The sequence below is a fragment of the Brucella pecoris genome, from assembly GCF_006376675.1.
GTDB lineage: Bacteria > Pseudomonadota > Alphaproteobacteria > Rhizobiales > Rhizobiaceae > Brucella > Brucella pecoris.
Genome location: NZ_VEWK01000001.1, coordinates 137,969 through 155,487, shown reverse-complemented (window position 1 = coordinate 155,487; position 17,519 = coordinate 137,969). Strand labels below are relative to the sequence as shown.

Here is a 17,519-nt window from a genome sequence, read left to right as displayed (position 1 = left end):
GCCTGGCCGTTCACATAATCAAATGACAAGGGCGGGCTTCGCTCCCGCCCTTTTCCATCGTTTGTTCTTCCACATTTCCAGCAATCAGTTGAGCGTATGACAGAAACAGCAGAGAAACAGGAGGTCGTCGCCGCGCGCAATATTCGCGTGCAGTTCGGTGCAGTAAAAGCACTGGATGGTGCCGAACTCGTGATCCGCGAAGGCGAATGCGTGGGTCTGGTCGGCCACAATGGCGCGGGCAAATCCACCATCGTCAATGTCATCAATGGCGGGCTTTCCCCGCATGAGGGCAGCATTTCCTATCACGGCCAGCCGGGACATGGCGTGGCGATAGCGCGCAAGCATGGCGTGCGCTGCGTGTTTCAGGAATTGTCGCTGTTTCCAAACCTCACCATTGCCGAAAATGTGCGCATCATGCAGCGCGATCTGACGGGCGCGAGCTGGCGCGGCAAGGCCATCGAACTGATTGCAAAAAAGCTCGACGAGATTTTTCCCGGCCACAAGATCGACTGCGCCGCCATCATCGACGAACTTTCCATCGCCGAGCGCCAGATGGTGGAAATCGCCATCAACTTCACCGCGCCCGGCACCGCGCCGAAACTCGTCATTCTCGATGAACCGACCTCTTCGCTCGACGCAGGGATTGCCGCGCAGTTGATGGCCTATGTGCGCCGTTTCGTCGGTACAGGCGGCTCCGTTATTCTGATTTCGCATATGCTGGGCGAAATTCTTACGACCTCGGACCGCATCGTCGTGATGAAGGACGGCAAGGTCGTCGCCAATCGTGCGGCAAAAGATTTCACCAATCGCAGCCTCGTCGAAGCCATGGGCAGCGTCGAGCGCGAAAAGGCTGCGCGCCGCGTTGCAAAGACCGACGCGAGCGGCACGCCTGTTTTGTCCTTCGCCAAGCGCGCCAGCGACATCAAGCCGTTTCAGGCATTCAAGGGCGAGGTTATTGGTCTCGCCGGTCTGGCCGGACACGGGCAGACCAAGATGCTGCTTGATCTTTACTATGCGCGACGGCCAAACTGGGTTCCAGCCCGCACATGCGAAATCGCCTTCGTAGCGGGTGACCGCAGTCTCAACGGCACCTTCCCGCTGTGGAGCATTCTGCACAACCTTACCATCGGCTCACTGGACCGACTGTCGTCGCTGAAGCTCGTTGACCAGAAGGGCGAAGACGCGCTTGGCGGCCAGTGGAAAGACCGCATCCAGATTCGCACACCGGATATGGGCAACCGCATCCTGTCGCTGTCGGGCGGCAACCAGCAGAAGGTGCTTTTCGCCCGCGCGCTGGCGACCAGCGCCAACGCCATTTTGATGGACGATCCGATGCGCGGCGTCGATGTCGGCACCAAGCAGGAAGTCTATGAAATCCTGCGTCATGAAGCCGAAAACGGACGCACCTTTGTCTGGTACTCCACCGAGATGGATGAAATCGAACTTTGTGACCGCGTCTATGTTTTCCGCGACGGCGCTATCGTTGCGGAACTGACCGGCGAAGACATTACGGAAAAGAACGTGCTTGCCGCATCCTTCGAGGGAGGGCACGAATAATGCGCCTTTCCTCTTCCTCCATCCGCCTGCTGACGCCGGTATTCTCGCTGGCCCTGCTGCTTGCCGCCGTCTTCTACATGCAGCCGCGCGCCATGAGCTATACGGGGCTGAACCTGCTGTTCAATCTGGCAGTGCCTATCGCTCTGGCGACCATCGCCCAGATGCTGATCATGGCCGTCAATGATCTCGATCTTTCGATGGGAACCTTTGTGAGCTTTGTCGTCTGTGTTGCGGCGACCTGGCTCAACACGGCTCCCCTTATCGGTGTGCTGATCCTCGCAGCCGCAATTGCCGCTTATGCGGCACTCGGTGCGATCATTCACCTGCGCAATCTGCCTTCCATCGTTGTGACACTGGGCATGAGCTTCGTCTGGGGCGGTCTTGCCGTGCTGCTGCTGCCCTCGCCGGGTGGACAGGCGCCGGACTGGGCGCGCTGGATCATGACGGCCAAGCCGCCTTTCATCCCCATGGCGATCGTCGCCAGCATTGTGATTGCCATCGTCACGCATTTCATCGTCATGCGCTCGACCTTCGGCGTGCTGATGCGCGGTGCGGGCGGCAATACCCGCTCTATCGAGCGCGCAGGCTGGTCGGTCACCGCCATCCGCGCCGCAACCTATGCGCTGGCCGCCTTCTTCGCGGTGCTGGCCGGGATCGCACTGGTCGGCCTCACCACCTCGGCGGATGCCAATATCGCGTTGCGTTATACGCTTCTGTCCATCGCAGGCGTCATTCTGGGCGGCGGTGAATTCGTCGGCGGACGTGTATCGCCCATCGGCGCCGTCATCGGCGCGCTGACGCTGACGCTTGCAGGCTCGTTCCTCTCCTTCATGCGCATTTCGCCGGACTGGCAGATCGGCGCGCAAGGCGGCATTCTCATCGTGGTGCTGGCATTGCGCCTCTTCCTCAACCGCCTCGAAAAGAGGGAGAAAAAGCAATGAACGGCCTTGCCATTCTTACCAGCCGTCCGTGGATATGGTCGTTTATCGCAACCGCCGCGGTGTGGATCATCACCATCCTCTTCACCGGTGGCGCGGGCGCACACGGGCTTTCCCACGCAGCCTTCACCTTCGCATCCTTTTCGGTGATCGTCGGGCTCGGACAGATGTTCGTCATCACGCTCGGCCCCGGCAACATCGACCTGTCGGTGCCCGCCAACATGACGCTCGCCGCCACACTGGCGCTGAAGCTCATGGATACGCAGGACGGCATGGTGCTGGCGGGCCTCGCCGTCGCCATCCTGATCGGTATCGCCATCGGCATCTGCAATTACGCGCTGATCAAGCTCCTGCGCATTCCGCCCATCATCGCCACCTTGTCGATGAGCTTCCTGATCCAGTCCACCGCCATCTGGAGCAATCGCGGCCTGCGCGTAAAACCGCCGGAAAGCCTTTCGCAATTCACCACCGCCTCCACGCTCGGCATTCCTAATGTCGCGATCGTTGCACTAATCCTGTCGGTCATTGGCTGGGTACTTTTGAAAAAGAGCATCTATGGACGCTGGATTTCGGCAATCGGCCAGAATCCTTTCGCCGCTCGCATGGCGGGCGTTCCTGTCGATGGCACCCGCTTCATCACCTATCTGCTCTGCGCCGTGCTGGCTTCGCTCTGCGGCTTCCTGCTTGCCTGTTTTTCGGGCGGTGCGGCGCTGAACATGGGCACGGAATATCTCCTGATGTCGATTGCCGTCGTCATCATCGGCGGAACGGCGGTCGCGGGCGGCGATTCCAACATCCCCGGCATCTGGGGTGCCGCCCTCTTCATGTTCCTCATCGTCTCGATGCTCAACACCTACGGCTTCGGCGCCGGTGTTCGCCTTGTGCTGACTGGCCTCACCATTATCGCGGTGATCTTCCTCGCCAGTGGCCGACGGGCAGAGCGCTAAATTCTCTTGGAGTATCTCCCTTGTCTCAGACTGTTTCGATCTACGAAATCCACGACGAACGTTTCAAGCAGATGATCGTGCCGAGCGCCGATCTGGACGAACTTTATAGCGGCTGCCGCTGGGCGGAAGGCCCGGTCTGGTTCAATGACCTGAACTGCCTTCTGTGGAGCGATATCCCGAACCAGCGCATCCTGCGCTGGGTACCGGAAGGCGAGGTTGGCGGCGGCGTTTCGGTATTCCGCAACCCGTCCAATTTCTCCAACGGCAATACGCGCGACCGCGAAGGACGCCTCGTCACCTGCGAGCATGGCGGCCGTCGCGTCACCCGCACGGAAGCGGATGGCAGCATCACCGTGCTGGCCGACAGCTATCAGGGCAAAAAGCTGAATGCGCCGAATGACGTCATCGTGCGCTCGGATGGAACGGTGTGGTTCACCGATCCGACCTACGGCATTCTGGCGGATTATGAAGGCTACAAGGCCGACCCGGAACAGCCGTCGCGCAATGTCTATCGCCTCGACCCGAAGACAGGCGAAATCGATGCCGTTGTCACGGATTTCCACCAGCCGAACGGGCTTGCCTTCTCGCCAGACGAAACCAGGCTCTATGTCGCCGACAGCGCCTATAGCCACGACGAGAGCGCACCGCGCCATATCCGCGTCTTTGACGTTGTGGATGGCGGCAAGCGCGTGACGGGCGGCGCTATATTCTGCACCATCGACAACGGCCTGCCGGACGGCTTCCGCTTCGATACGGACGGCAATCTGTGGACCAGCGCAGGCGATGGCGTGCACTGCTTCTCGCCGGAAGGCACACTCCTCGGTAAAATCAAGACGCCGCAAACGGCCGCCAATGTGACCTTCGGCGGCCCTCGCCGCAACCGCTTGTTCATCACGGCCACGAAATCGCTATATGCGGTCTATCTCACCGTGACCGGTGCGCAATACCCTTAAAAAATAACGGCGGCTTTCCAAAACGAAAAGCCGCCGCTCTCTATAATTAAGTATATTAATTCATTGAGAAACTAAATTCGCCGCATGCTCCGTTGATTTAACAACCGCCGTAAAACGGGCATGCCAATAATCTTTCTTCATTCAAAACGGATCTCTCCGACCGAAAATCGAAGCGATCCACATATCCGGACAGTGAATGACGGAACAAATCAAAGACTGATCTCTTCTGTCCTTCAGCCATGCGCTCGATAAGTAAGGCCGACGCCTCGCATATGGGTACATGTCCTGATGTGCACAACCTTTATAATCCAATCGTCAACGCGATGGAAACAGATTGTCAACAAAACGGGTCAAATTACTGTGATGAAAACCAGTAAAAACTACAATCTTTCATGATGTTACCCGAATAACCCAAGAAATTATATTAGCAATACCTACTTCATAATCCTATTTATTTCCCGTTGATTAGAATATGTGCATCAACCGTAACAGTGACTTGCGGCGGGCCGATAACACGTCCCAGTCAGGCGGAGTGTCTAAGTTCCAATGAACGGTGGCTCGGTGCACGATAACGAATATGGCAGTCATCGATACCGTGATATTCGACGTCGACTTCTACGCCGAAGACTTCGGCGATGCGCTCCGCTCGCAAGACATCGCGCGGCGTACCGAGCGCAACGAGTTTGCCCTTGTCCATCACGGCAATACGGTCACAAAACATTGCGGCATGGTTCAGGTCGTGCAAGGCGGCCACGACCGTGAGCTTCTGGCGGCTGACAAGATCGAGCAGCCCGATCTGATGCCCAATATCGAGATGGTTGGTCGGTTCGTCCAGAAGCAGTATCTGTGGTTCCTGCGCCAAGGCGCGCGCTATATGCAGACGCTGCCGCTCTCCGCCAGAGAGCGTGTGCCAGTAGCGGTCTGCCAAATGCGCCATGTCGACATTGGCCAGCGCCTGGTCAACGATTGCATCATCTTCCGCCGACCACGGCGACAGCGCGCCGAGATAGGGCGTCCGCCCAAGCTCTACCGCCTGACGCGCCGTAATGCGCTCCGTCGTTCCTGCCTGTTGCTCGACCAGCGCCAGTTGCCGTGCAATCTCTCGACGGCTGAAACTGTCGATAGACGCTCCGCACAGGCTGACTTCGCCCACACGGCATCGACGAACACCGGAAAGCAAAGACAGAAAACTGGTCTTTCCCGAGCCGTTCGGGCCAATGATGCCGAGAAACTCGCCCTCCGTCACTTCCAGCGAAACATCATGCAAAATCTCGACATTGCCTGCCGACCAACCGACATTGCGTGCTGAGAGGATCATGACGAAGCCCTCCTTTGTCCAAGCAACAAGGCGAAGGCCGGCGCACCGAACAAAGCCGTGATGACACCGATCGGCAAAACCTGCCCCGGAATGATGATGCGCGACAGGATATCGGCGACGATCATGAAGATTGCTCCAATAAGTGCTGCCGCTGGCAACAACCTGCCATGACGGACCCCGACCACCATTCGCGCCGCATGGGGAATGACAAGCCCGATAAAGCCGACAGAGCCGACGATGGAAACCATCACCGCCGTCATCATGGCGCTGACACCGATCAGCACCCCATAAACGCGACGCACCGGTATGCCGAGCGAAGCGGCGGATTCCGTTCCGAAGGTGAAAGCATCAAGCGCACGCGCATGCCACAGGCAGATGGCAAGACCGATCAGGCAGGCTGGCAGAGCGAGCGTGACATCCGGCCACCGCACACCGGAAAGATTGCCCAGCAACCAGAACATGATGCCGCGTGCCTGCTCGGCATTTGCAGCCTTGGTGACGATGAACGAAGTTAAGGCATTAAAAAGCTGCGAACCGGCAATGCCTGCAAGGATGATCGCGCTGCTGCCGCGCCCCGCCCGCAGTGCCAGCAAGGACACGAGGCAGAAAGCAACGATGGCGCCAATGAACGCACCGAGCGATAGCGTCAGCACGCCAGCACCGATGCCAAGGATGGCAACGCTGACAGCCCCGGTCGAGGCGCCAGCGGAAATGCCCAGAATATAAGGATCAGCGAGCGAGTTTCGAAGCAGCGACTGCAGAATGACCCCGGATATTGCAAGCGACGCGCCGCAACATGCAGCGATGACCGCGCGGCTGAGGCGATAACTCCAGACGATCCCTTCATCGATGGGTTCGAGCGGATATCCGGCATTCCACACCCGGTTGGCCACGGTCTTCGCGACCACGTCGAGCGGTATTGCCGTTTCGCCTATTGCGGCTCCGAGCCAAAGGGCCAGAAGAAGCAAGACAAGCGAAAAGGCCAGAAAGAACACGCCGGAGCGTGCCCTTCCCTTCTGTTTGAAGCCTGTTGTCGCTACCCGCGCCGTCACTTGTTCAGGTCCGAGGCGGCAATGTCGGCGGCAAGCGTTTCGATGCCTTCGATCACGCGAAGCGACGTGCTCATCGATTGCGCATCCATGTCGAAGACATATTTGCCCTTAACCGAAGGCATCAGCTTCGTGACCGCATCGTTCTCCAGGAACTGGTGCTTGACGGCAATGTCATCTGCCGGATAGCGACGGCGATCCAGTTTTGCAGCAACGATCATGGAAGGGTTGGATTTTGCAATCGTTTCCCATCCGACCGTCGGCCATTCTTCTTCGCTATCGATCACATTCTTGATGCCGAGCGCCGAAAGAATATAGGCGGGCGCGCCGAACTTGCCCGCGACGTAAGGATCGGCGTCGACCTGCGTGCTGGAGAACCAGACGACGGCGGACAGCGTGCTACCAGCAGACCCAACCTTTTCGCGTGCCGCAGCTTCACGGGCTTTCAGGTCGGCAACGAGTTTCTCGCCACGGTCCTGCACATTGAAGATTTCTGCCAGTTCGGTGATTTCCTGATAGACGACATCCATCTTGAACGCCGCCGTGCGAATGCCGTCACCGCCGCCGGAATTGTCCTTGCCGACGCAATCGGATGGCGATGTATAAGCCGGGATGCCCAGTTCCTCGAACTGTTCAGGCTTGGCCACGATGCCCGTCGGACCGACATGCCATTGGAAATCCGCCGTCACGATATCCGGCTTCTGCGCCAGAACGCTTTCGAAGCTCGGATCGTTATCCGCGAGCCGCTTTACCTTGGCATTCACCTCTTCAAAGCCTTTGAGAACAGGCCCGAACCACACGGCCGTGCCGACAACCTTGTTGCCAAGCCCAAGACTATAAAGAATTTCTGTGCTGCTCTGGCCAACTGCAACAGCGCGGGCGGGTGCCTGTTTGAACATGACGTCGCGACCGCAATTCTTCAGCGTCAGCGGATATTGCGTTTCCGCTGCCTGTGCGGATACCCCGCCTGCGAGAAAAAATGCAGCCACGCAAAAGGCGGCGCGAAACGGCATCTTGCCGAGAATATTCATGAAAGTCCCCGAAATAATGAGAGAAAGACGCCCTGTCAGACGGCGGATAAAATCCGGCACAGAAAACGGACAGGCATATCCGGGGACATGTCGAAATCATGCGATGACGATGGAAGAATGCGTCCTACGACGCGGAAATCTGTCATAACCGGCTCCTGCTCCGGGCATCCCCGCCCGTGACAATGGACAACACTAGACGGCAGGTCTCCTGGCTCACGAATATCTGCTGTTCATCTGCCTTCCCGCGCTTCTCCGGCACAGTGGCATGACGCTTTGAACGTCACGAGGATGAACGGCAATCCGCTTACAGTTGCGGGGGCAGCCACGGTCTTGGCCCCTTTTCGGGTCGTCCTCACCGTGTTCCCTATTAATCCCCTTCGCTCTCGGTCGGGGAACCGTCGTTACACTATTACGTCGGCGTATCGTCGCCGTCAAGCGCATCTCGCCCGCTATTTCGGCATGCTATTTTCAAGCGATTCGAAAGCCAGTTCCTTAAATTGCGGCCAAACTATTGTCGCATGTGCTGGCCTATTGAATTTGTTTTCGCTAATCTCCATGTAGTTTGCTCCCGCTAGAGGAGCGGGACTTGGGGAGGTCCGCCGGAGGGCGGCACACATTCCATTTGGGAGGACATATGCGTAGATTTATTCTGGCCCTGACGTCGGTAGCGGCGTTGGCTATGGCAGGTTCTGCTTCAGCGGAAGACTACAAAGTGCTGGCGCCTGCCGCTCCTGGCGGCGGCTGGGACCAGACGGCGCGCACGATGCAGAGCGCGCTTCAGGACGAGAAGATTTCCGGCAGCGTGCAGGTCATCAACGTTCCGGGCGCAGGCGGCACCATCGGTCTCGCGCAGTTCGTGAACCAGAACAAGGGCGATCCAAGCCAGCTCATCGTTGGCGGCTATGTCATGGTCGGTGCTATCCTGACCAACAAGTCGCCGGTCACACTCGATGCCATCACACCGATCGCTCGTCTTACCGGCGAATATGAAGCCATCGTCGTACCCGCTGCTTCCGATATCCAGAACCTTGGCGATCTTGCAGCAAAGCTGAAAGCCGATCCGGGCTCTGTTTCCTGGGGCGGCGGCTCCGCTGGCGGCACCGATCACATCACCGCGGGCCTCTTTGCCAAGGCAGCAGGGGTCGACCCGACCAAGGTCAATTACATCGCCTTCTCCGGCGGCGGCGAAGCACTGGCGGCTATTCTCGGCAATCAGGTGACCGTCGGCATTTCCGGCTACGGCGAATTCGAACCCCAGATCAAGGCCGGTACGCTGCGTATCATCGGCATTTCGAGCGACGAGCGCGTGGAAGGCATCGACGCACCGACCTTCAAGGAAGGCGGCGTAGATGTTTCGATTCAGAACTGGCGCATGGTGGGTGCGGCTCCCGGCATCACTGCCGAACAGGAAGCTGCCATCAATGCCGATATCGAGAAAATGGTGAAGTCGGAATCCTGGCAGAAGGCCCTCAAGGATAAAGGCTGGGCGGACACCTATCTTGCCGGTCCGGCGTTCAAGGAGCAGCTTGCCAAGGACGTCGCCGCGACTGAGACCATCCTCAAGGAAATCGGCCTCGTCAAATGACAGGATCACAACCGCAGGAAAAGCGCCGCCCGGAAGGGGCGGCGCCAGATTTCGCCGCTCTTGTCATCGCACTCGTTCTTGCTGCCGTCGCCATTGCTATTGCCTGGTCAACGACCTACGGCAACGACGTGACGAGCTACTCACCGGTTGGTCCGAAAACCGTTCCCTATGTCGTCGCAGCCGGATTGTTCGGCCTTGCCGTCTGGACCGTGTTCGAGGCGCTTCGCGGCGACTTTCCCGAGCGTGAGCATCAGGAAATCGCCCCTATGGCATGGATCATCGGCGGTCTGGCCATCCAGATGCTAACGATGAAGACTGTCGGCTTTTCCCTGTCCACCGGCCTGCTTTTCGCAGCAACCGCGCGCGGCTTCGGCTATCGCAAATTCTGGATCAGCGTTCCCGTCGGCATCGTCTTCGCCTTCGTGATCTGGTTCATCTTTGCGCGCGGCCTGCAGCTATCGCTGCCGTCCGGCTGGCTCGAACAATTCGTTTAGAGACGGAGCGCTTTCATGGATACTGTCGCACTTCTCGCCAACGGACTTCTGGTGGCGCTTGAACCATCGAATCTTCTTTATGCGCTGATCGGCGTCACACTCGGCACAGCCGTTGGTGTTTTGCCCGGCATCGGCCCGGCACTCACCGTCGCGCTCCTTCTGCCCGTTACCTACAAGCTGGACCCATCCGGCTCGCTCATTATGTTCGCGGGCATCTATTACGGCGGCATGTATGGCGGCTCGACCACGTCGATTCTGCTGAATACGCCGGGAGAAAGCGCCTCCATCGTCACCGCACTGGAGGGTAACAAAATGGCCCGCGCCGGACGTGGCGGGCCGGCGCTTGCAACAGCAGCCATCGGCTCCTTCATTGCGGGCCTGATCGCAACGCTGGCACTTGCCTTCGTTGCGCCCTGGGTCGTGAAATTCGCCCTGTCCTTTGGACCGTCCGAATATTTTGCGCTTATGCTGCTGGCCTTCATGACGGTTTCGGCCGCATTCGGCGACTCCACGCTTCGCGGCCTGACATCCCTGTTCATCGGTCTGGCGCTTGGTCTCGTCGGCATCGATCAGTTGACCGGTCAGGCACGCCTTGTCATGGGAACGCCGAACCTGCTCGATGGCATCAATGTCACGACACTGGCGGTCGCGCTGTTCGCCATCGGCGAAACGCTGGCGGTCGTGTCGAAGAAGCTCAGACCGGAAGACGAAGTCATCGCCGTCAAGGGTTCCGTCTGGATGACGAAGAATGACTGGAAGCGCTCGTGGATGCCTTGGCTACGCGGCACCGCCATCGGTTTTCCTATCGGAGCCATGCCAGCAGGCGGCGCCGATGTGTCGAGCTTCCTTTCCTATTCGGCGGAACGGCAGTTCTCGAAACATCCCGAGGAATTCGGCAAAGGCGCCATCGAAGGCGTTGCGGGACCGGAGGCGGCCAACAATGCTTCCGCTGCCGGAACACTCGTGCCACTTCTGACGCTTGGCCTGCCAACCACGGCAACCGCAGCAATCATGCTCGCTGGCTTCCAGCAATTCGGCCTGCAGCCCGGCCCTCTCCTGTTCGTGACCAATGCCACGCTGGTCTGGGGTCTGGTTGCGAGCCTTCTCGTTGCCAATCTGATGCTGCTGGTTCTCAATCTGCCGCTGATCGGTTTGTGGGTGAAGATGCTCACCATTCCGCGTCATTGGCTCTATGCCGGCATTCTGGTTTTTGCCACGCTTGGAACAATCGGCGCGAATGCCTCCACCTCGATGCTCTTCGGCCTGCCGGTCTCCTTCGAGCTTGGCCTGCTGCTGGCATTTGGTGTGCTGGGCTATGTGCTGCGGCGCTTCTCATATCCTATCGCGCCGGTTGTCGTTGGCCTGATCCTCGGACCAATGGCCGAGAAAAGCTTGCGTCAGGCACTGCAGATCAGCCAGGGCAACCCGATGACTCTGGTGCATTCCTGGGTATCGATTGTGCTGATCGCACTGGCGATTGCCGCAGTCGTCGTCCCCATGATCATGCGCCAGCGCGGCAAGGGTGAATTGCTGAGCCAGATGGCGACGGATGAGGATTAAACAAAAAAAGCCCCGCAAAAGCGGGGCTTTTTTTTACTCAGATACACGTACGCTTACTTAACTGCTTAACCCTGAATACGACGGAACTGGTCTACGTCGATGCCAAGCGTCTCAAGGTCCTGGGCAGTTGGCCTCTGACCGGCGCGCACAGCAGCAGAAGCACGAACGGCACTGCCGAATTGCGCGAATGCACGACCGAAACGATTATTGAAGCGGGTAAACATTTTTCTCTCCATCACGGACACTTTGTTGGTCCGTGACCATCAAATGGGGATCGCTCCAACGACTTAGAAGATCGGCATTTGCATGCCAGCCATGCAGTTTCGGCATGCTCCTTTCAGCCCGTCTTGATTGCGATCAATGCCGTCCGCTCGTTGGCTTGCGAAGCTCATTTCAACCAAAGGAAGGAGCCACAGAATGTCGAATACCCCCCATACGCTTGGAGAAGAGTTTCCCGGCCAGCTCGACGCCATTCATGCACTGAAGGCGAAGGATGCGCATTTTGCGAGCATTCTGGAAGAGTATGATTCCATCAATGACCGCATTCACCGGGCCGAAACGAAGATTGCGCCCGTGAGCCAGGAAGAAGAAACAAACCTGCGCAAACAGCGTCTTGCCTTGAAGGATAACATCGCCGAAGCGCTTGCCGGAGCCTGATCAGTCAACGCAAGCAACATGATAGGCCCGGCAACAGCTCAGGAGGCTTTGTCCTCAACTTTGCTGTTGTCCGGACCGACAGAGTTTTCCATCTTTCCCACCACGATCAGAACGGTGACCGCGATAAACGTCGCCATGACTGCGATGTGCCAGAGGCCGAGACCGCTGGCGAGGCCGACAGACGCCGCAAGCCACATACCCGCGCCAGTCGTGATGCCGGTTATTTTTCCGCGTGCGAAGATGATAAAACCCGCCGCCAGAAAGGCGACGCCGCTTGTAATCGCTTCCACGAGCCGCGAAGGATCCATCCGGATATTCTGATCGTTGAATACCGGAACATTGACCAGTTCCAGCGAAACGATTGTGAAGGTAGCGGATGCAAGACAGACAAGCATATGGGTCTTCAACCCGGCCGGCCGCCTGCGCCATTCCCGCTCAAGGCCGATGATGGAACCGAGCAGCGTGGCCAGCAGCATCCGCGCCAGAACCACCGGCAAACTAATCACATTGTCATGCGTAAATTCAGCCCAGAATTGTTCCATGTCTCACAACGGGGTCCAATGGCTTTGGTTCCGTGAAAGACAGATGTGCCAGCGATAGCCACTCACATAAATATTAGATTATTATACAAGAATATTATTTGGTATACAAAAATAAACACCCTCTTTGTTAACAACAAATACAGAAAAACTATTGCGATAAGAACGAACACATTTATATTTCGGTTCGATTTTAATCTATTATATAAGTAATAAGTATGAAATGGTCCAGTCCGGTTGCAGTTTATATTTACGACACCTTTTACAGCATCTGCGATACGCGAGATGCTGAGCAATTCTTCCTGCGTCATTGGCCAAGATTCAGGCCGGAACATCGTGATGCGCTCATCATGGCCTGCCTGCTTAGCTGGGACGGACACGCGGAACTTGCGGCCAAAGCACGTCGGCAGTTTGTGGAGGCGGCCCAGGCGGCGGGCATATTGATATGTGCCGATGAGCGCGAGCGCGTGATCACAACGCCACCACTCATCGCGCCTGCTTATTTCGTAAAACCCTTAGCCAGTCATCGATATCAAATCACGAGAATGGATTATTGCGCCGATGCTGGCGGAACCGTTTCCGTCGTAGCGGGTGGCAAGGAATTCTCGCCATTCGGGGTATTGTCATCGGGGGAAATAACGGCACCGTAGATTTCGACCAGCACCCAAACGACCAGCGCCGCCGCGATACTGACCAGCAACACCACGAGAACGGGCTTGCCTTCGCGCCCCTGCCTTGCCTCAGTCGGGTTGACCTGTTTCATGGATCAAATCCTCCTGTTCGTTTCAGCGACATAAGAGTTGCCGCTATAAACCTAATGGAAGGACAGGCCATTGGTTCCAAACAAAGCGAACCACCCAGAGCGCGTTTCGACCTGATTGAATCAGATCGACGCGTCTCAACTGTTTGTTTTGACGCGCATCTTATCCGAAAACCGTTTCACACTTTTCGGGATGCGCTCCAGCGCTTTTCTTAAAACTCGCAACAGGTGTCTGGGGGGGCAATGGTACGGTCGGTTGGAGTTGAACCAACGACCTCAGGAGCCACAATCCTGCGCTCTAACCAACTGAGCTACGACCGCGTACCTTTGTGTCGGCTGCGTGATGCTCTGGCATCGCCGACAGGGGGTCACATACGGAGAATCGATCCATATTGCAAGTGATTATAGCTCTCTTTTTTGAGAAATTCCCAATTGCGGGATTTAACATCTAATCCTGCTTATAATGGTCACAGGCTGGTAACCATTACACACGACCGGCTGTGCACAACTCGAATATTGGTTCGAGCATGTAAAATTGCCTTTCCCGCATTAACTAATGAAACAGAAAATGCAGCCCATACCCAATGGCAATGTGGACCCGCGCCCATAAGAGGCTTATTAACAGGACGTTAACAAGTACTGCGGGCGGTCGAAAGAACAGGTAAGGACTGGTATGTCAGGATCATACCCCTTCATCGATATTGCCGCGCTGGATTCGATCCGCGAAGGCTTTGCAAAGGGTGATGCGCAGCTCGTGCTGACGCACGACCTGTCGGCAGTGCTTTGGGTCAATGGACCCGGCGCGAAGCTTTTCGGCTTCGATCGCGTGGAAGACATGATCGGCGGCAGTCTCGATTTGCCCATAGCCACACGCCGACAGATTGCTTCGTCCAACGCAGATACAGACGGTCCGGCCCGAACCGTTTCCGTTCGGCTCGGCGGCGGGTTGCGTTCCGATCTTACCCGTTTCAACGTTTCTCATATCACGCTTCCAGACGGAGTGTCCGGACTGCTGCTGACTGCCGACAGCAAGGACGCTAAGGCAGAAGCCATCATTTCCGGCCTCAGTGACGACAGCACGCATATTGCCCTGATCGATGCGAACAGCAGGGTGATCGCGGCAAGCCCGCGTTTCGCCGGACTCGATATTTCCTCCACCACGCTGGAAGACCTCGTTATCGAGGCTGCAGACGCAACCGACCGTATCGTCAAGCGTCGCATCCGTGCCGGAAAACACTCCGTACCGGGAGCGATTGCACGGCTGACCGACATACCGCCTATGCATCTTCTCTGCATCATCGGCGACGCCCCTGTCGCGACATTGCAAGCACCCGTCGTTCTGCAGGGGGAAGCCGAAGAGATACTGGAAGAGATGCTTCCAGAGCCTGTGGAGGCCCCGAAAGCCGAAGCGACTAAGGATGATACCTCTGCGGAGCAGCCGAAGCCCCGCGGCTTCGTATTCGACCAGGATGCACCGCCTGCCCGCTTCATCTGGAAAGTGGGACCGGACGGCGCATTCAGCGAAGTATCGCCAGACCTTGCCGCGACGATCGGGCCGAATGCGGCTGATGTCGTCGGACGGCGCTTTGCCGATGTTGCCAATGTCTTCGGTTTCGATCCGGATGGCAGCATTACAGCCCTGCTCGACAAGCGCGATACATGGTCGGGAAAACGGTTGATGTGGCCGGTCGAAGGTACGGATCTGCGCGTGCCGGTCGAGCTTGCCGCCCTGCCCGTCTATTCCCGCGACCGGAAGTTCATCGGTTTCCGTGGCTTTGGTGTGGTGCGCCCGGCAGAGGCCGAGAAAGACCCCGAAGAAATCGGACTTGTGCTTGCAGGCGGTATTCCGCAGGCGCGCAAGCCCGTCAGCGAGCCGGTTGAAACTGCCGTCTCCGCAGAAGACGACGACGTTCTGGCATTCACCGAAGAAGTTGCCAATGACGACAGCCCTGTCGCAACGCTTCCCAAGCCGCCGCTCGATATTACACCGACACCCGGACGCCGCGATTCCGACAAGGTCATCAGCCTGCTGAATGCCTGTGCGGAAGAGAAAGTCGCTGCGGATCAGGCCCGGATGCTGAAAGAGAGGGAACATGAAAAGCGTCCCGAAGGCGGGCTGACCAAGACCGAGCGCAACGCATTCCGCGAAATCGCCGACCGTCTGCGCAAGCAGGGGCTTGCCAACTCGCGCGCCGAAAGCGACGTGAATGCAATGCCGGAAGAAGTCGTTGCGGATCGCCCGCAGCCGGTCGAAAAGACTGACGTGAAAGCGTCGCTCATCGGTGCAGATGCCACCGAAAATACGTCATTCTCGATGCGAGAGACCACCCATGCGAATGAAACCGCCCTATTGGCCAATCTGCCGGTACCGGTCATTATTCATTCGGGTGACAACGTCCACTACGTCAATCAGGCCCTGCTCGACCTCACCGGCTATGAATCGCTCGACGATATTCGCGATGCGGGTGGCGTCGACGTGCTGTTCAACAGCGATAGCGACGATGGTGAATCACGACAGGGTATGGTGCTGCGCCGCGCCAATGGCAGCGAAGAACCTGTCGATGCGCACCTCAATGCCATTTCCTGGCGCGATGGCCGTGCACTTATGCTGAGCCTGATGCCGGTAGCGGCACCTGTTGAGACCATTGCCACACCGACCACAGCGCCAGTCGCGATAGACTCAGTCGCGATCAACGCGGACGACGAAAAGCAGGCGCTTGCGGATAATGTCGAGGAACTGAAGACCATTCTCGACACGGCGACGGACGGTGTTGTCCTTATCGACCCGGAAGGCCGCATCCGTTCTATGAACCATTCGGCCTCGGCCCTGTTCGGCTACGAACGCGACGAGACGGAAGGCAAGTTCTTCTCGATGCTGTTTGCCATCGAAAGCCAGCGTGCCGCGATGGACTATCTGCACGGCCTTTCGGGCAACGGAGTTTTAAGTGTCCTCAATGATGGGCGCGAAGTGATCGGTCGCGAAGCCAAGGGCGGGTTCATTCCGCTGTTCATGACCATCGGCAAGCTGCCGCATACGCGTGGGTTCTGCGCCGTTCTGCGTGACATCACGCAGTGGAAGCGCACCGAGGAAGAGCTGACCAATGCGCGCAAGGAAGCTGAACGCGCCTCGAGCCAGAAAACTGAGTTTCTGGCGCGCATCAGCCACGAAATCCGCACGCCGCTCAATGCGATCATCGGCTTTTCCGAGCTAATGGCCGACGAGAAATTCGGTCCCATTGGCAATGACCGCTACCGGGACTACCTGCGCGACATCAATCGTTCCGGCAATCACGTGCTGGCACTGGTCAACGATCTGCTCGATATTTCGAAGATCGAAGCCGGCGCTCTGGATATGAAATTCGAAGCAGTCTCGCTCAACGATGCCATTGCCGAAGCCATCGCGCTGATGCAGCCGCAGGCCAATCGCGAGCGCGTCATTATCCGCTCGAGCTTCCAGTCCAACCTGCCCGACATTGTTGCCGATACGCGTTCGATCAAGCAAGTGGCGCTGAACCTTCTGTCCAATGCCGTGCGCTTCACTGCGCCGGGCGGTCAGGTGATTGTTTCGACAAGCTACGAGATGAACGGCGACGTCGTGATGCGGGTGCGCGATACGGGCATCGGCATGACCAAATCCGAGGTTGAGCAAGCACTGAAGCCGTTCCGCCAGATCAACGCGCTGGAACGTCGCAAGGCTGAAAGCGCGAAGGATTGGCGCAGCGAAGGCACCGGACTGGGTTTACCTCTGACAAAAGCCATGGTGGAAGCCAATCGTGCGCAATTCGCCATCGATTCCACTCCGGGGCACGGAACGGTGGTTGAGATCGCCTTTCCGCCAACACGCGTTCTGGCTGACTGATCTGCATCGTCAATAATCAAGAAACCTCCCGTCGCGGGAGGTTTTTTTATGGCCTCGCGTGAGCAAAAAAAAGCGCCGGACGAACCGACGCTATCAGAATCTCAGAGACAAAGGACACAAAAGCAATCCGCAACGGAGCACCGGAAACGGCGGCTCGATCATCACTCAGTGTTGCATTTGTTATCGCGTAAAGCCGGTTAACGACGCCTTAAATTCTTCGTTCAGAATTTACACATTGGTAGCGACTGTAAAATCAGGGTTAATTTCCGTGC

Annotated in this window: 16 protein-coding genes, 1 tRNA gene and 1 riboswitch; of the genes, 10 read left to right on the top strand and 7 right to left on the bottom strand. The window is 57.6% G+C overall.

What is annotated here, in order from left to right; all coding sequences use genetic code 11:
• Positions 1-96 precede the first annotated feature (96 nt).
• The 4 genes from FIB18_RS00725 (at position 97) to FIB18_RS00710 (ending at position 4,395) form a co-directional block, all read left to right on the top strand.
• Complete coding sequence (locus tag FIB18_RS00725; RefSeq protein WP_140018926.1) at positions 97-1,557, top strand: sugar ABC transporter ATP-binding protein; 1,461 nt, start codon at positions 97-99, stop codon at positions 1,555-1,557.
• Positions 1,557-2,498, top strand: coding sequence for an ABC transporter permease (locus tag FIB18_RS00720; RefSeq protein WP_140018925.1), 942 nt, complete (start codon positions 1,557-1,559; stop codon positions 2,496-2,498). Before FIB18_RS00725 ends, FIB18_RS00720 begins: the two co-directional genes overlap by 1 nt.
• Positions 2,495-3,442 (top strand): ABC transporter permease, encoded by a 948-nt coding sequence (locus tag FIB18_RS00715; protein WP_140018924.1) that lies wholly within the window; start codon positions 2,495-2,497, stop codon positions 3,440-3,442. Before FIB18_RS00720 ends, FIB18_RS00715 begins: the two co-directional genes overlap by 4 nt.
• Before the next feature lie 71 nt (positions 3,443-3,513).
• Complete coding sequence (locus FIB18_RS00710; RefSeq protein ID WP_140019376.1) at positions 3,514-4,395, top strand: SMP-30/gluconolactonase/LRE family protein; 882 nt, start codon at positions 3,514-3,516, stop codon at positions 4,393-4,395.
• A 523-nt stretch (positions 4,396-4,918) separates the two neighbouring features.
• Here FIB18_RS00710 and FIB18_RS00705 read toward each other — a convergent pair.
• From FIB18_RS00705 to FIB18_RS00695, 3 genes are read right to left on the bottom strand one after another with little or no spacing between them, the layout of a single operon-like run.
• Positions 4,919-5,713 carry an ABC transporter ATP-binding protein gene (locus FIB18_RS00705; RefSeq protein WP_140018923.1) on the bottom strand — a complete coding sequence of 265 codons (795 nt, stop codon included), beginning with the start codon at positions 5,711-5,713 and terminating at the stop codon, positions 4,919-4,921.
• Entirely contained in the window at positions 5,710-6,765 is a 1,056-nt protein-coding gene (locus FIB18_RS00700) for a FecCD family ABC transporter permease (RefSeq protein WP_140018922.1), read from the bottom strand. Before FIB18_RS00700 ends, FIB18_RS00705 begins: the two co-directional genes overlap by 4 nt.
• Positions 6,762-7,793 (bottom strand): ABC transporter substrate-binding protein, encoded by a 1,032-nt coding sequence (locus FIB18_RS00695; protein ID WP_140018921.1) that lies wholly within the window; start codon positions 7,791-7,793, stop codon positions 6,762-6,764. Before FIB18_RS00695 ends, FIB18_RS00700 begins: the two co-directional genes overlap by 4 nt.
• A gap of 181 nt (positions 7,794-7,974) precedes the next feature.
• A riboswitch (cobalamin riboswitch) is annotated at positions 7,975-8,208 on the bottom strand.
• A 219-nt stretch (positions 8,209-8,427) separates the two neighbouring features.
• Here FIB18_RS00695 and FIB18_RS00690 point away from each other — a divergent pair.
• Genes FIB18_RS00690 through FIB18_RS00680 form a run of 3 tightly spaced genes read left to right on the top strand, consistent with a single transcriptional unit; the run spans position 8,428 to position 11,432 of the window.
• On the top strand, positions 8,428-9,378 hold the full coding sequence (locus tag FIB18_RS00690; protein ID WP_140018920.1) for a Bug family tripartite tricarboxylate transporter substrate binding protein: 951 nt from the start codon (positions 8,428-8,430) through the stop codon (positions 9,376-9,378).
• The gene (locus tag FIB18_RS00685) at positions 9,375-9,872 is read left to right on the top strand and encodes a tripartite tricarboxylate transporter TctB family protein (RefSeq protein ID WP_140018919.1); all 498 of its coding nucleotides are present in this window, start codon (positions 9,375-9,377) and stop codon (positions 9,870-9,872) included. Before FIB18_RS00690 ends, FIB18_RS00685 begins: the two co-directional genes overlap by 4 nt.
• 15 nt (positions 9,873-9,887) lie before the next feature.
• Positions 9,888-11,432: a tripartite tricarboxylate transporter permease gene (locus tag FIB18_RS00680; RefSeq protein ID WP_140018918.1), complete on the top strand. Its 1,545-nt coding sequence runs from the start codon at positions 9,888-9,890 to the stop codon at positions 11,430-11,432.
• A 65-nt stretch (positions 11,433-11,497) separates the two neighbouring features.
• On the opposite strand, the gene FIB18_RS24915 is transcribed toward FIB18_RS00680, so the two are convergent.
• Positions 11,498-11,656, bottom strand: a complete 159-nt coding sequence (locus tag FIB18_RS24915) for a hypothetical protein (protein ID WP_168436736.1) — start codon at positions 11,654-11,656, stop codon at positions 11,498-11,500.
• A 193-nt stretch (positions 11,657-11,849) separates the two neighbouring features.
• On the opposite strand from FIB18_RS24915, the gene FIB18_RS00675 reads away from it, so the two are divergent.
• Positions 11,850-12,089 (top strand): YdcH family protein, encoded by a 240-nt coding sequence (locus FIB18_RS00675; RefSeq protein WP_140018917.1) that lies wholly within the window; start codon positions 11,850-11,852, stop codon positions 12,087-12,089.
• Positions 12,090-12,127: 38 nt separating this feature from the next.
• On the opposite strand, the gene FIB18_RS00670 is transcribed toward FIB18_RS00675, so the two are convergent.
• The gene (locus FIB18_RS00670; protein WP_140018916.1) at positions 12,128-12,631 is read right to left on the bottom strand and encodes an MgtC/SapB family protein; all 504 of its coding nucleotides are present in this window, start codon (positions 12,629-12,631) and stop codon (positions 12,128-12,130) included.
• 215 nt (positions 12,632-12,846) lie between these two features.
• On the opposite strand from FIB18_RS00670, the gene FIB18_RS25430 reads away from it, so the two are divergent.
• A complete protein-coding gene (locus FIB18_RS25430; RefSeq protein WP_140018915.1) occupies positions 12,847-13,278 on the top strand; it encodes a DUF982 domain-containing protein in 432 nt (143 codons plus the stop codon).
• Here FIB18_RS25430 and FIB18_RS00660 read toward each other — a convergent pair.
• Both FIB18_RS00660 and FIB18_RS00655 read right to left on the bottom strand, forming a co-directional pair.
• The gene (locus FIB18_RS00660; RefSeq protein ID WP_140018914.1) at positions 13,179-13,391 is read right to left on the bottom strand and encodes a hypothetical protein; all 213 of its coding nucleotides are present in this window, start codon (positions 13,389-13,391) and stop codon (positions 13,179-13,181) included. The two genes, FIB18_RS25430 and FIB18_RS00660, sit on opposite strands and share 100 nt — an antisense overlap.
• A 241-nt stretch (positions 13,392-13,632) precedes the next feature.
• Positions 13,633-13,709 (bottom strand) — tRNA-His (locus tag FIB18_RS00655).
• A gap of 352 nt (positions 13,710-14,061) precedes the next feature.
• Here FIB18_RS00655 and pdhS point away from each other — a divergent pair.
• Positions 14,062-17,247 carry a cell-division control histidine kinase PdhS gene (gene pdhS / locus FIB18_RS00650; protein WP_140018913.1) on the top strand — a complete coding sequence of 1,062 codons (3,186 nt, stop codon included), beginning with the start codon at positions 14,062-14,064 and terminating at the stop codon, positions 17,245-17,247.
• Positions 17,248-17,519: the final 272 nt, after the last annotated feature.